This window comes from Bradyrhizobium tunisiense, from assembly GCF_042263385.1.
In the GTDB taxonomy this organism is placed as follows: Bacteria; Pseudomonadota; Alphaproteobacteria; order Rhizobiales; family Xanthobacteraceae; genus Bradyrhizobium; species Bradyrhizobium tunisiense.
On record NZ_JBHLEV010000011.1, the window covers coordinates 35,682 to 49,011 of the forward strand.

At 65.8% G+C, this 13,330-nt stretch carries 11 protein-coding genes; 10 read left to right on the forward strand and 1 reads right to left on the reverse strand.

Going from position 1 to position 13,330, the window contains the following annotated elements:
• Positions 1-60 precede the first annotated feature (60 nt).
• Entirely contained in the window at positions 61-918 is an 858-nt protein-coding gene (locus tag ACFDR6_RS32330; RefSeq protein WP_375860809.1) for an SDR family oxidoreductase, read from the reverse strand.
• 253 nt (positions 919-1,171) lie between these two features.
• On the opposite strand from ACFDR6_RS32330, the gene ACFDR6_RS32335 reads away from it, so the two are divergent.
• The 10 genes from ACFDR6_RS32335 (at position 1,172) to ACFDR6_RS32380 (ending at position 13,328) form a co-directional block, all read left to right on the forward strand.
• A complete protein-coding gene (locus ACFDR6_RS32335) occupies positions 1,172-2,422 on the forward strand; it encodes an ABC transporter substrate-binding protein (RefSeq protein ID WP_212092033.1) in 1,251 nt (416 codons plus the stop codon).
• A 121-nt stretch (positions 2,423-2,543) separates the two neighbouring features.
• Positions 2,544-3,371 carry a helix-turn-helix transcriptional regulator gene (locus ACFDR6_RS32340; protein WP_212092031.1) on the forward strand — a complete coding sequence of 276 codons (828 nt, stop codon included), beginning with the start codon at positions 2,544-2,546 and terminating at the stop codon, positions 3,369-3,371.
• Between the two features lie 225 nt (positions 3,372-3,596).
• Positions 3,597-4,607 (forward strand): branched-chain amino acid ABC transporter permease, encoded by a 1,011-nt coding sequence (locus ACFDR6_RS32345; protein WP_212092029.1) that lies wholly within the window; start codon positions 3,597-3,599, stop codon positions 4,605-4,607.
• A gap of 1 nt (position 4,608) precedes the next feature.
• A complete protein-coding gene (locus ACFDR6_RS32350) occupies positions 4,609-5,691 on the forward strand; it encodes a branched-chain amino acid ABC transporter permease (RefSeq protein ID WP_375860810.1) in 1,083 nt (360 codons plus the stop codon).
• Positions 5,684-6,466 carry an ABC transporter ATP-binding protein gene (locus tag ACFDR6_RS32355; protein ID WP_317242728.1) on the forward strand — a complete coding sequence of 261 codons (783 nt, stop codon included), beginning with the start codon at positions 5,684-5,686 and terminating at the stop codon, positions 6,464-6,466. The genes ACFDR6_RS32350 and ACFDR6_RS32355 overlap by 8 nt, the downstream gene beginning before the upstream one ends.
• Positions 6,459-8,666: an ABC transporter permease gene (locus tag ACFDR6_RS32360; RefSeq protein ID WP_375860811.1), complete on the forward strand. Its 2,208-nt coding sequence runs from the start codon at positions 6,459-6,461 to the stop codon at positions 8,664-8,666. The genes ACFDR6_RS32355 and ACFDR6_RS32360 overlap by 8 nt, the downstream gene beginning before the upstream one ends.
• A 3-nt stretch (positions 8,667-8,669) precedes the next feature.
• Positions 8,670-9,503 (forward strand): phosphoenolpyruvate hydrolase family protein, encoded by an 834-nt coding sequence (locus ACFDR6_RS32365; RefSeq protein ID WP_375860812.1) that lies wholly within the window; start codon positions 8,670-8,672, stop codon positions 9,501-9,503.
• 25 nt (positions 9,504-9,528) lie between these two features.
• Complete coding sequence (locus ACFDR6_RS32370) at positions 9,529-12,435, forward strand: flotillin family protein (RefSeq protein WP_375860813.1); 2,907 nt, start codon at positions 9,529-9,531, stop codon at positions 12,433-12,435.
• A 9-nt stretch (positions 12,436-12,444) separates the two neighbouring features.
• Positions 12,445-12,882 carry an SRPBCC family protein gene (locus ACFDR6_RS32375; RefSeq protein ID WP_375860814.1) on the forward strand — a complete coding sequence of 146 codons (438 nt, stop codon included), beginning with the start codon at positions 12,445-12,447 and terminating at the stop codon, positions 12,880-12,882.
• A gap of 2 nt (positions 12,883-12,884) precedes the next feature.
• The gene (locus ACFDR6_RS32380; RefSeq protein WP_063202619.1) at positions 12,885-13,328 is read left to right on the forward strand and encodes an SRPBCC family protein; all 444 of its coding nucleotides are present in this window, start codon (positions 12,885-12,887) and stop codon (positions 13,326-13,328) included.
• Positions 13,329-13,330 lie beyond the last annotated feature (2 nt).

Consider the following 13,330-nt stretch of genomic DNA (forward strand, 5'->3'; position numbering starts at 1 on the left):
CATTGCGACGTGGCGGCCCGGCCTCCCGGTGCCGCCACGATTCTATGAGCTAAGAAACGGTCAGATGAACGGCTTCCCACCGGTGACGGCCAACGTCGCCCCTGAGGTGTAACTCGAGAGCGGATCGGCCAACATGACGTAGGCGGTCGCGAGCTCGGCCGGCTGGCCGGCCCGCTGCATCGGGACCTGCTTGCCGAAGTTCTTGACCCGTTCCTCCGACATGGTCGATGGAATCAGCGGCGTCCAGATCGGTCCCGGCGCAACGGCGTTGACCCGAATGCCCTTCTCCGCCAGCATTTGCGCCAGCCCGCCCGTAAAATTCTGGATGGCGCCCTTGGTCGTGGCGTAAGCCAGGAGAGTTGGGTTCGGCATATCCGAGTTCACCGAGGCCGTGTTGATGATCGCAGCGCCCGGCCGCATGTGAGGCACGGCCGCTTTGGTCAGATAGAACATGGCGTGGATGTTGGTCTCGAACGTGAGCTGCCACTCCTCGTCGCTGATGTCTCCGATATCCCCGAACGTGGCCTGATGGGCCGCATTGTTGACGAGGATATCGATGCCGCCGAGTTCCTCGACGGTGTGGCGTACGATGGCGCGGCAGTGCTCGGGATTGCCGATGTCACCGGGCATGAGGATCGCCTTGCGTCCCTCCCGCTCCACCAGCGCCTTGACCTCGGCCGCATCCTCGTCCTCGTTCAAGTAGGAGATGACGATGTCGGCGCCTTCACGCGCGTAGGCGATCGCGACCGCGCGGCCGATGCCGCTGTCGCCCCCGGTGATGAGCGCCTTCTTTCCGGCCAGTCGTCCCGAGCCCTTGTAGCTCTCCTCGCCATGATCGGGGCGTGGCTTCATCGCACGCGTCGAACCGGGCATCGGTTGCTGCTGCGACGGATAGGGTGGCCTCGGATAGTCGGTCATGAGTGGCTCCAGCGGATGTGCTCCGCTAACGGAGCCCCACCGGAAGCGTTCCTGTGAACCGCGCTGCTGCACCGCGGAACCATTTGCGCCGCAACATCCAAAATGAGACTGCCCGTCAAACCAAGGCAGGCGCCCGCGCATGCACCGCGTGCGACTTCGGCTAGCTTCTCTTCAAAGCCGCGGGCCTTCGAGAGTCACGCGGCGCCGCGCCAGTTCGGCACGGCCATAAATCGACGTCACAGGGAGGAGCACAATGTCGAAATGCAGTGTGGGACTGCTCGCGCTGAGCAGCCTGTTTCTTTCGGGCGCAGCGATCGCCCAGGAAAAAATCAAGGTGGGCGTGACCGCGACCCTCGAAGGCACCTACACGGTGCTCGGCGAGGACGGCATGCGCGGCCACCAGACCGCGCTCAACGTGCTGGGCAAGAAAATCGGCGACAAGGAGCTCGAATTCATCGTCGCCTCGACCGACGCGACGCCGGACTCGGCGGTGCGCGCCGTGCGCAAGCTGATCGAGCAAGACAAGGTCCAGATCCTGCTCTCGCCGCTGTCCGGCGACGAGGGCATCGCGGTCAAGAACTTCGCGAAGACCCATCCGGAGCTGACTTTCATCAATGCGGCCTCCGGCGCGCAGGAAACCACCTATGTCGATCCTGCCCCGAACTTCTTCCGCTACAACATGGACGGCGCACAATGGCAGGTGGGCCTCGGCAAATACGCCTATGAGGAGAAGAAGTATCGCAAGATCGCAACCGTCGGCGAGGACTATTCCTTCATCTACACCCAGGTGTTCGGCCTCGTGCTCGAATTCTGCGGCGCCGGCGGACAGGTCACCAACCGGCAATGGGTGCCGCTCGGCACCAAGGATTTCGCTTCGGTCATCGCCGCACTGCCCGACGATGTCGACGCGATCTATCTCGGCCTCGGCGGCGCCGACGCCGTCAACTTCCTCAACCAGTACCAGCAGGCCGGCGGCAAGGCGCATCTGATGGGCGGCTCCATCATGATCGACCAGACGATCCTGTCGTCCAAGGGCAACGCCAAGAACGCTCTCATCGGCACCATCGCGGCGAGCGGCCAAGCCGACACCTGGGAAGATCCGGGCTGGCAGAAATTCGTGAAGGCCTATCAGGACGCCTTCCCGCCCAACAAGCGCTTCCCGAGCCCGTCGCTGCTCGCGACCAACTACTATGACTCGACCATGGCGCTGATCCTCGCACTGCGTCAGGTCAATGGCGATCTTTCCAACAACCAGGCGAAGTTCAAGGAGGCGCTGGCGAAGATCGAGATCGATGCGCCGAACGGCAAGATCAAGCTCGACTCCAACCGCCAGGCGATCGGCACCAACTTCGTCACCGAAGTCGTCGACGACGGCAAGGGCGCGCTGTTCAGCAAGGTCGTGAAGGTGATCCCGAACGTGAACCAGACGCTGGGCTATGATCCGGCCGTATTCTCGAAGATCGGGCTGCCGAGCCGCACCGTGCCGGAATGTAAGAAGTACTGACGCATCACGCCTGGACGGAACCGGGGAGCGACTTGCTGACGCGGTCGCTCTCCGCTCTTGCAAACTTGTCGGCGTTGTTGAACGCTGACCGAAAAGACAAGAACATTCGGGAGGGGAAGGCATGAGCCGTGCGCTCGCCGTCTTCCACGGCCGGTTCGGTCGGGCGACGGTTTATCAGTTGAACCGCCCTTTCAATATCCACGCCCATCGCGAAGGTCATCTGATCTTCCATGTCGGCGGCATGCCCGCATGCATCGACGTGTCCGACGGGCACCACGATCTCACCGAGTCGTCCGTCGTCGCGGTCAATCCCTGGGAGCCGCACAATTTCCTGCCTGCCGATCTGGAGGGAGGCGCGATCTTCTTCGTGCTCTACGTCAACGCCGAATGGTTCGCACCCGATGCTTCGGGGACCCACCGGCTGCGTTTCGGCCGCACCCAGTTCAAGCGCACGCCGGCACTCGACAAGCACATCAGGCGAACCGCCGCGCTCGTGTGCGGCGCACCATCGCTCTCCAGTCTGGATTCCGAGCTGCGGAGGTTGATCGACATCTGCTACGACGAAAGCTGGCAGCAGGCCGAGATCGCCCGCGATCCGCGCGCAAGCGGGTCCGTCACCGATTTCCGCGTGCGCAAATGCATCAAGATGATGTCGGAAAGCCCCGGTGCCGAAATCGAGCTCGATACGATCGCGCGCGAATCCGGCCTGTCCCGGCCGCACTTCTACCGTCTGTTCCGCACACAAACCGGCGTCACCCCAAATCTCTATCTCAACACGTTGATCATGGAACAGGCGCTCGACGCCCTGGTGGCGAGCGAGACGCCGATCGCGGACATCGGCTTCGATCTCGGCTTCTCCTCGCAGAGCGGCTTCACCCGCTTCTTCGCCGCCAATGTCGGGATGGCCCCGACCGATTATCGCCGCGCAGCCAAGATTTTGCGCGCCTGAGCGGCGGGCCACGAAAAGATACTCACGATCAAACGTCACTCGCGCAGCCTCGCTAGGATGCGGGCAACGCGATCCCGAAAGAGGGTCGCTGGTCCAGGGAGGACGTTCGTCCATGGCAGGGCTCGCAGCCGGCAGCGGCTTGCATCCCTCCTCTCCGCGCCTGCGGGGAGACGGTTGGGCTGTGCCCGCGCCTTCGCGACCTATCCCCGTGTGCGGGGCGAGAGCATGAGCCGCTTTGTCGAACGCCATCCGGCCTGGGCACTGATTTTGATAATTGCCGTTGCCGTCGCGCTCTGGCTGATCTTCGCGGTCTGGCCGCCGGGCCTCGAAGAGGCCGTAGGCCGCAAGCGCGTCTTCCTCAACGCCGTCTTCAACGGCATCACGCTTGGAGGGCTCTACTTCCTCGTCGCCAGCGGGTTCACGCTGATCTTCGGATTGATGCGCAACGTCAACCTCGCACACGGCTCGCTCTACCTGTTCGGCGGCTATGTCGGCTACGCCGTCAGTACGGCGACCGGCTCCTGGGTGCTCAGCTTCATCGTCGCCTTCATCCTAACCGCCATGGTGGGCGTCCTGCTCCAAGTGATCGTGTTCCGCCGGATAGAGGGGCAGGATCTCAGGCAGACCATGGTGACGATCGGGCTTTCAATCGTGTTCGCCGATCTCATGCTGTGGGCCTGCGGCGGCGATTTCTACCAGATCCAGACACCGAACTGGCTGATCGGCCCCGTGGAGCTGCCGCTGGTCACGGCAATCAAATCCTCTGGCGAGCCGGTCTATCTCAGATATCCCATGGTGCGGCTGGTGATCTTCGTAGCATCCGTGATCATCGGCGTGGCGATGTGGCTTGCGCTCAATCGCACCCGCATCGGCATGATCATCCGCGCCGGCGTCGACGACCGCGATATCCTCGCTGCGACCGGTGTGCGTATCCAGCTCGTCTTCGTGGCCGTGTTCGCGTTCGGCGCGGGACTTGCGGGCATGGCCGGCGTCGTCGGCGGCACCTTCCAGTCGTTATCGCCGGGTGAGGACATTCGATTCCTGTTGGCCTCGCTCGTCGTCGTGATCGTGGGCGGCATGGGCTCGATCCCCGGCGCGGCGCTCGGGGCGCTCATCATCGGCCTCGCCGAGCAGCTCGGCTCGGTCTACATCCCGACCTACGCCATCGTCGTGACCTTCCTGATCATGGTGCTGGTGCTGGCGATCCGGCCGCAAGGCCTGTTGGCGAGGCGCTGACATGTCGCTCGCCCACGATGCCCGCGTTACCGCACCTCCCGCCACAATGGCGCAGCGCGCGGCCCGGACGTGGCCGGAAATCAACAATCCCGCGGCCTGGATCGTCGCGGTCGTTCTCGTGATCATGCCGCTGATCGCCAACGGCTTTTTCCTGATCGAGATCTTCGCCTCCACCCTGATTCTCGGCACCATGGCGCTGAGCCTGATGTTCCTCGCCGGCTATGGCGGCATGGTCAGCCTGATGCAGCTCACCATCGCGGGCTTCTCGGCCTACATGGTCGCCGTGTTCGGCGTCAGCGGCAACGCCAATATCAGCCTGGGCTGGCCGTGGTGGCTCGCGGTCCCCATGGCGCTGGCGCTGGCAACCGCGTTCGGCACACTCGGCGGCGCGCTCGCCGTGCGCACCGAAGGCATCTATACCATCATGATCACGCTCGCGATCGGAGCTGCCTTCTACTATTTCACCAATCAGAACTGGGCGATCTTCAACGGCCATACCGGCATCAATACCGTGGCCACGCCACATTTCTGGGGCGTCAACTGGCGCGCCGACATTCCCTTCTATTACATCGTGCTGGCGGTCGCCGCGCTCTGCTATTTCGCGGTCGAATATCTTTCGCGCGCCCCCTTCGGCCTCGCCCTTCAGGGCGTGCGCGACAATCCGCGCCGCATGGCGGCGCTCGGCTTCAACGTCAATGCGCACCGCATCGCGGCCTATGCTTTCGCTTCCTTCGTGGCCGCGCTGGCCGGCGTGCTCCAGGTCTGGAACTACCGCCAGATCTCGCCGGGCTCGGTCAGCGTCGGGGCCTGCATCGACGTGCTGATCATCGCCGTCGTCGGCGGCATCACACGTCCGATCGGCCCGTTCATCGGCGCGCTGATCTTCGTGCTGCTGCGCACCTTCGCGCTCGACTTCCTGGTCAGGATCGGCCTCGACGGCAACCGCTTCCGGCTGCTGATCGGGCTCGGCTTTCTCGCCATCGTGTTCTGGTCCTCGGACGGCGTCATCGGTCTGTGGCAGCGCTGGCGTCAGAGCCGGCGTCCGGCCGCAAATCGACCTGGCGGAGGACGCGGCCATGGATAGCGTCGCGCAACGCCTTTCGGCCGTCGGCGCTGGTGCAGCGCTTGAGCTGCGCGGTGTGACGCGATTATTCGGCGCACTCGCCGCGCTGACCGATGTCACCATGACCGTGCGCCCCGGCGAGCGGCGCGCCGTGCTCGGCTCCAACGGTGCCGGCAAGACCACGCTGTTCAACTGCATCACCGGAGACTTCGCGCCCTCCTCCGGCACCATCCGCTTCTTCGGCGAAGATGTCACCCACTTCCCGCCCTACGAGCGGATCCGGCGCGGGCTGCGCCGGACCTACCAGATCTCGGCGCTGTTCCCCGGCCTCACCGTGCAGGACAACGTCTACCTCGCCTGCCGCGGCGTCTCGCGCGGGCGCTACTCGTTCCTGCGTCCGGGACAGAACGATGCCCTGATGCATGCGGCCGACAATCTGGTTCAGGCCGTGCATCTTTCGGCCGTGAAGGATCAGCGCGTGGCCGAGCTCGCGCACGGCCAGCAGCGCCAGCTCGAGATCGCGCTGGCGCTCGCCGGCGCCCCGCGCTTCGTCCTGTTCGACGAGCCGGCCGCGGGCCTGTCGCCGACCGAACGGGCCGAGCTGATCGAGATCCTGACCTCGCTGCCGGCGCATATCGGCTACATCATCATCGAGCACGACATGGACGTGGCGCTACGCGTCGTCGAGAGCGTCACGATGATGCACAACGGCCGCATCTTCAAGGAGGGCCTGCCGGAGGAGATCCAGTCCGACCCCGAGGTGCAGGAGCTTTATCTCGGAGGCGGCCATGAGTGAGGTCCGCCGCTCCGCCGCCGCACTCGAGGTCCGCGGCCTCGACGTCTATTACGGTCATTCGCACGCCCTGCAAGGCGTCGACCTCACGCTGGAGAGCGGCGTGTTCTCCGTCGTCGGCCGCAACGGCATGGGCAAGACCACGCTGTGCAAGGCGATCATGGGGCTGGTGGCCGTGAGCGGCGGCTCGATCCGCGTTCGCGGCGAGGACGTCACGCAGCGGCCTTCCGCCCAGATCGCCCGGCTCGGCGTCGGCTATGTGCCGCAGGGCCGCCGGCTCTGGCGCTCGCTCAGCGTCGAGGAGCATCTGCAACTCGCCGGCGGGATGCGGCGAGGTGCCTGGACGGTCGAGCGCATCTACGACACCTTCCCCCGCCTTGCCGAGCGCCGGGATCACGGCGGCGGCCAGCTCTCCGGCGGCGAGCAGCAGATGCTGGCGATTTCGCGCGCGCTGCTCACCAATCCGCAGCTTTTAATCATGGACGAGCCGACCGAGGGCCTTGCGCCTGTCATCGTGACGCAGGTCGAGGAGATGCTGCTGCGGCTAGGCGAGGACGGCGATATGTCCGTGCTCGTGATCGAGCAGAATATCGGCGTCGCCACCGCGATCTCGCGCAACGTCGCGATCATGGTCAACGGGCGCATCAACCGCATCATCGATTCCGCGCGGCTCGCCGCCGACCGCGAGCTGCAGCAGCGCCTGCTCGGCGTCGGGCTTCACGCCGAGCTCGAGCCCGATGTCGATGTCGCGGCGTCCGGCACCGAAGCCAAACCGGCGCCGGCCCCGCGCCGCGACGGTCCGATCCGCATCTACATCTCCAACCCGACGCTGCCGACGCGGTGGTCGCAGCCGGTGCCGATCGCCCGCATCGAGGCGGCGGCGCGCACGCTCTCGACTCAAGTCGCGCGGCTCGACGATACGGCGCGGCGCAAGCGCGAGCCGGTAGCGGCGCAGACCGCGGGCCCACCGGTGGTGCTGGTCGTCGGCACGCTCGACACCAAGAGCATCGAGCTGCGCTACATCCGCGACATCATCGCTGAAAGCGGCCTGCGCACGCGGCTGGTCGACGTCTCGACCAGCGGAAAGCATTCGTCCTGCGATGTCTCCGCGCAGGAGATCGCCCTGAATCACGGCCGCGGCGGGGCCGCGGTATTCGGGCCGGATCGCGGGGTTGCCGTGACCGCGATGGCCGATGCGTTCGCCAACTGGCTGCGGCGCCAGGGCAATGTCGCCGGCGTGATCTCGGCCGGCGGGTCCGGCGCGGCCTCGCTGGTTGCTCCGGGAATGCGCGCGCTCCCGGTCGGCGTGCCCAAGCTGATCATCTCCTCCGTCGCGTCCGGTGACGTCGGGCCCTATGTCGGCCCGGCCGACATCACGATGATGTACTCCGTCACCGACGTGCAGGGGCTGAACTCGATTTCTCGCGCGGTGCTGGCCAACGGCGCCCATGCGATCGCCGGCATGGTCAAGGCGCGCCTCGATGCGCGCGCCGCCACGGCATCCGAGACCGGCCTGGCTTCGGTCGGCATCACCATGTTCGGCGTGACGACGCCGGCGGTGCAGAAGATCGCGGCCGATCTGCGTGACGATTTCGAGTGCCTGGTCTTCCACGCCACCGGCGTCGGCGGCCGCTCCATGGAGAAGCTCGTCGAGTCCGGCCAGCTCGCCGCCGTCATCGACCTCACCACGACCGAGATCTGCGATCTCCTCATGGGCGGCGTGTTCCCGGCGACGGAGGACCGCCTCGGCGCGGTCATCCGCACGCGCATCCCCTATGTCGGCTCGGTCGGCGCGCTCGACATGGTCAATTTCGGCGCGCCCGAGACCATTCCCGAGCGCTACCGCGGCCGCAAGTTCCACGTCCATAATCCGCAGGTGACGTTGATGCGGACGACCGTGGAAGAGAACGAGCGGATCGGCCGCTGGATCGGCGAGCGGCTCAACCAGATGGATGGCCCTGTGCGCTTCCTGTTGCCCGAAGGCGGTGTCTCCGCGCTCGATGCGCGGGGCCAACCGTTCTGGGATCCGGACGCCGACGCCGCGCTGTTCCGCACGCTCGAGCGCACGGTACGGCAGACCGGCAATCGTCAGCTCCTTCGTGTCCCGAAGAACATCAACGATCCCGACTTCGCCGCCGCCATCGTCAGTGCATTCCGAACCCTGTTCGGCCGCACGGCTACGCGGCGGAGACTAGCGAGGTGACCGATGGCAAGGTTTGAACGCACGGCACTGCTGAGGCGGTTTCGCGAGATGGCGAGGCGCGGCGAGCCGATCGTCGGCGGCGGCGCCGGCACCGGGCTATCGGCCAAGTGCGAGGAGGCCGGCGGTGTCGATCTCATCGTCATCTACAATTCCGGCCGTTATCGGATGGCCGGCCGCGGCTCGCTCGCGGGGCTGATGGCATACGGAGATGCCAATGCCATCGTGCTCGAAATGGCGAACGAAGTTCTGCCCGTGGTCACCAGGACGCCGGTGCTCGCGGGCGTGAACGGCACCGATCCGTTCCGCGACATGGACGTGTTCCTCGACCAGTTGAAGGCGCTCGGCTTTGCCGGCGTCCAGAACTTTCCGACCGTCGGCCTGATCGACGGCACCTTCCGCGCCAATCTCGAAGAGACCGGCATGTCCTACGCGCTGGAGATCGACATGATCGCCAAGGCGCACGACAAGGACATGCTGACCACGCCCTACGTCTTCAGCGAGAAGGAGGCCGCCGCGATGGCGATCGCCGGCGCCGACATCATCGTCTGCCACATGGGGCTGACGACCGGCGGCTCGATCGGCGCTCAGACCGCGCCAAAGCTGAACGACTGTCCGGCGCAGATCGACACCTGGGCATCCGCCGCACTCAGCGTCAATCCGGACATTCTGGTGCTGGCGCATGGCGGTCCGATCGCGGATCCCGCCGACGCCGATTTCATCATGAAGAACACCCGCCATTGCCACGGCTTCTACGGCGCCTCCTCGATGGAGCGGCTGCCCGTGGAGCGGGCGCTGACGGAACAGGTGCGTCAATTCAAGGCGATCGGCTCGCGGTAACGCCGAAGGTACGAGGGAGGGAAAGATGTCGGGGAATCTGGTCGGTGAATTGATCCTCTGGCTGATCGTCGCGATCGTCGTGATCGTGGTCGGCGTCTACATCGTGAACTGGCTCTACCACCGCTCCTCCAAGGAGACTTCGTTCGTCCGAACCGGCTTCCTCGGCGAACGCGTGGTGATCAATGGCGGCGCGTTCGTGCTGCCCTTCATCCACGATTACACGCCCGTCAACATGAACGTGCTGCCAATGGGCGTCGTACGCTCGAAGCAGGATGCCGTGATCACCCGTGACCGCATGCGCGTCGACATCGAAGCCGACTTCTATGTCCGCGTGCAGCCGACCCGCGAAGCGGTCTCGATCGCAGCGGCAACGCTCGGCCGCCGTACCCTGGAGCCCGGGCAGTTGCACGCGCTGCTCGCCGGCAAATTCATCTCCGCGATCCGCTCCGTCGCCTCTGAAATGACCATGGAAGAGATGCACGAGCGGCGCGGCGACTATGTCGCGCGCGTCAAGACCGAAGCGGCCGAGGCCCTCGCCCAGAACGGCCTCGAGCTGGAATCCGTCGCTATCACCGATCTCGACCAGACCGACCTCGAATTCTTCAACCCGTCGAACCGGTTCGACGCCGAAGGCCTGACCCAGCTGATGCAGGACATCGAGGCCAGGCGGAAGCTGCGCAACGACATCGAGCAGGACTCGATGATCAAGATCCGCACCCGCAACCTGGAGGCCGAGCGGCAGGCCCTCGAGATCGAGCGCGAGAGCGAGACCGCGCGGCTGGAGCAGGAGCGCGACATCGAGATGCGCCGCGCCCTGCAACGCACGGAAGTCGCCCGTGAACGCGCGCTGCGCGAGACCGAGGCCGAACAGGCCCAGATCTCCGCCCGCGAGACCATCGAGCGCGCCCGCATCGCCAATGACCAGGCGATCGCCGAGGCCCGCATCGCCTCGGAGCGGGAAACCCGCCAGAAAGAGATCGAGCGGACCCGGACCATCGAGGAGAAGGAGCTGCTGGCACGGGAGGAGATCGAGAAGACGAGGATCGCCAACCAGCGTTCGATCGACACTACGCGGATTGCGTCAGAGCGCGAGGTGCGCCAGCGCGAGATCGAGCGCATGCGCACGATCGAGGAAGCCGAGATCGCCGCCCGCGAAGCTATCGAGAAGGCGCGGATCCAGCAGGACCGCGTCGTCACCGATGCCCGTATCGCTAACGAGGAAGAGACGCGGCGCCGCGAGATCGAGCGCTCGCGTGCCGTGGACGAGGCCGAAATCGCCGCCCGCGAGGCGACCGAGAAGGCCCGCATCGCCCAGACGCTGATCGTCAATGTCGAGCGCATCTCCTCGGACGAGCGTACCCGCGCGCTGGAGATCCAGCAGGTTCGCACCATCCAGGAGGCCGAGATCGAGGCCCAGCGCGCCGTGGAAGCGGCCCGCATTGCCCGCGAGCGGACGCTCGCCGCAGAGCGTATCGCCGCCGAACAGAACACGCGGCAGTTGGAGATCGAGCGTAATCAAGCGCTCGACGTCGCCGGCATCTCCGCGCGAGAGACCACCGAGGCCAGCCGCATAGCCCAGGAAGAACGCGTGCGTTCGCTGGAGATCGCCCGCAACCGTGCCATCGAGGAGGCCGATATCGCCTCGCGCGAAGCGATCGAGGCGGCCCGCATCGCCCAGGAGAAGACGGTTGCGGCCGAGCGCATCCAGGCCGAGCGCGACACCAAGGCGCTCGAAATCGAGCGCACCGGCGTGCTGGAGGCGGCCGAGCTGAAGCGGCGCGACGCCATCGAGCGCCAGCGCATCACTGTCGATCTGGCGCTGGAGGCCGAGCGTATCAATTCCTCCAAGAAGCGCGAGGTGCTCAATATCGAGCAGAAGAAGGCGGTCGAGATCGCCGACGAGGACCGCGTCATCGCGCTGTCGACCAAGCGATCCGAACGAATCGATGCCGATCGCCAGGTCAAGCAGGCCGAGATCGTCGCGCGCAAGGAGGTCGAGACCACCGACGTGTCGCGCGAGCAGGCGCTGGAAGCCGCGCGCATCGAACGCCGCCGCGCCATCGAGCAGCTCGAGGTCGCCCGCGTGCAATCCTTGCAGGAGGCCGAGATCGCCTCCCGCGAGGAGGTCGAGCGCGCACGCATCGCATCCGACCGCGGCCTGGATGAAGCCCGCGTCGGCCGCGAGCGCGAGCTGCGCAAGCTGGAAGTCAACCGCGAGAAGGAGGTCGAGACCGTCCTGATGGAGAAGGCGATCGCGATCCACCTGAAGTCGTTGGAAGAGTCCGCGGCCAAGGCTTCGGCAGAGGAAGCGCGGATGCGTGCGACGGAAGCAACCGAGCGCGTCATCACGGCGCGCGAGAACGAGATCGCGAAGCGACGCAAGACGGTGGAAATCCTGATCGCCGAGAAACAAGCCGAGGAGACCCGGATCGCAGCGGAAGCCGAGCGCGTTCGTGCGGCGGTGGAGGCCGAGGCGCAGCGGATGCTCAACGAGGCCGAGAATGTGCTGACCGATCAGGCGCGCTACTCGCTGTTCCGCAGAAAGCTGCTCGACCGGATCGAGGGCATCGTGCGCGAAAGCGTCAAGCCGATGGAGAAGATCGAGGGCATCCGCATCCTGCAGGTCGATGGCCTCAACGGCAACGGGAATGGCGGCAATGGCGGCCGCAGCGCCACTGACGAGGTGATCGATTCCGCCCTGCGCTACCGCGTCCAGGCACCGCTGATCGATTCCATCCTGGCGGATATCGGCGTCGAGGGCGGCAGCCTCGCCAAGATGCCGGGCCTGATCCGCGAGGCGCGCGACATGCAGGGCATCAAGGAGTCCGCGCGCAAGGGCGGCGGCGGTGGGGGTGACAAGCCAGCGGCCTCCCCGCCTGCGGCCGAGGGCGGCGAGGCGGCGGCCGAGCGCGGGCCGAAGAAGAAGAGCTGAGGTCGCACCATGGCTCGCGTCTACGTCTCCACCGTCGTCAACGCCCGCAACGACCGCGTCTGGGCGCGGGTGCGTGATTTCAATGGCCTGCCGAACTGGCACCCGGCCATCGCCGAAAGCCGCATCGAGGGCGGCGAGCCCCCCGACAAGATCGGTTGTGTGCGAGATTTTCGCCTGCGCAACGGCGACCGCATCCGCGAGAAGCTGCTCGGCCTCTCCGACTACGACATGTTCTGCACCTATTCGATCCTGGAATCGCCAATGGGCGTCGAGAACTACGTCGCGACCTTGCGGCTGACCCCCGTCACCGACGGCGACCAGACCTTCATGGAATGGACCGCCGAGTTCGACTGCGCGCCGGAGCGGGAGACCGAGCTCGTCAGCAATATCGGCGGCGGCGTGTTCCAGGGCGGGTTCGACGCGCTCAAGCGTGTGTTCGGAGGCTAGCCGTGCCGCATATCGTCAAGAGCACGATCCTGGACGCACCGACCGACGCGACGTGGGCGGTGCTGCGCGATTTCAACGGGCATGATCGCTGGCATCCGGCGGTCGCGACCTCCTCGATCGAGCGTGCGCAGTCGTCCGACAAGATCGGCTGCGTCAGGCGGTTCAAGCTGAAGGACGGCTCCGAGTTGCGCGAGCAACTGCTGGCGCTGTCGGACCTGGAACAGTCCTTCAGCTATTGCCTGCTCGATACACCGGTGCCGATGTTCAACTACGTCGCTCATGTCCGGCTGCTGCCGGTCACCGACGGCGACCGGACTTTCTGGCACTGGGAATCCCGCTTCACCACGAAGCCCGAGGACAAGGATCGTATTACCCATATGGTCGCCGAAGACATCTATCAGGCAGGCTTCGAGGCGATCCGCCGGCACCTGAAGGAGGCCGCGTAATC

Coding starts and splice junctions, on each gene's coding strand:
- ACFDR6_RS32330 (WP_375860809.1), bottom strand. CDS start 918: ATGACCGACTATCCGAGGCCACCCTATCCGTCGCAGCAGCAACCGATG.
- ACFDR6_RS32335 (WP_212092033.1), top strand. CDS start 1,172: ATGTCGAAATGCAGTGTGGGACTGCTCGCGCTGAGCAGCCTGTTTCTT.
- ACFDR6_RS32340 (WP_212092031.1), top strand. CDS start 2,544: ATGAGCCGTGCGCTCGCCGTCTTCCACGGCCGGTTCGGTCGGGCGACG.
- ACFDR6_RS32345 (WP_212092029.1), top strand. CDS start 3,597: ATGAGCCGCTTTGTCGAACGCCATCCGGCCTGGGCACTGATTTTGATA.
- ACFDR6_RS32350 (WP_375860810.1), top strand. CDS start 4,609: ATGTCGCTCGCCCACGATGCCCGCGTTACCGCACCTCCCGCCACAATG.
- ACFDR6_RS32355 (WP_317242728.1), top strand. CDS start 5,684: ATGGATAGCGTCGCGCAACGCCTTTCGGCCGTCGGCGCTGGTGCAGCG.
- ACFDR6_RS32360 (WP_375860811.1), top strand. CDS start 6,459: ATGAGTGAGGTCCGCCGCTCCGCCGCCGCACTCGAGGTCCGCGGCCTC.
- ACFDR6_RS32365 (WP_375860812.1), top strand. CDS start 8,670: ATGGCAAGGTTTGAACGCACGGCACTGCTGAGGCGGTTTCGCGAGATG.
- ACFDR6_RS32370 (WP_375860813.1), top strand. CDS start 9,529: ATGTCGGGGAATCTGGTCGGTGAATTGATCCTCTGGCTGATCGTCGCG.
- ACFDR6_RS32375 (WP_375860814.1), top strand. CDS start 12,445: ATGGCTCGCGTCTACGTCTCCACCGTCGTCAACGCCCGCAACGACCGC.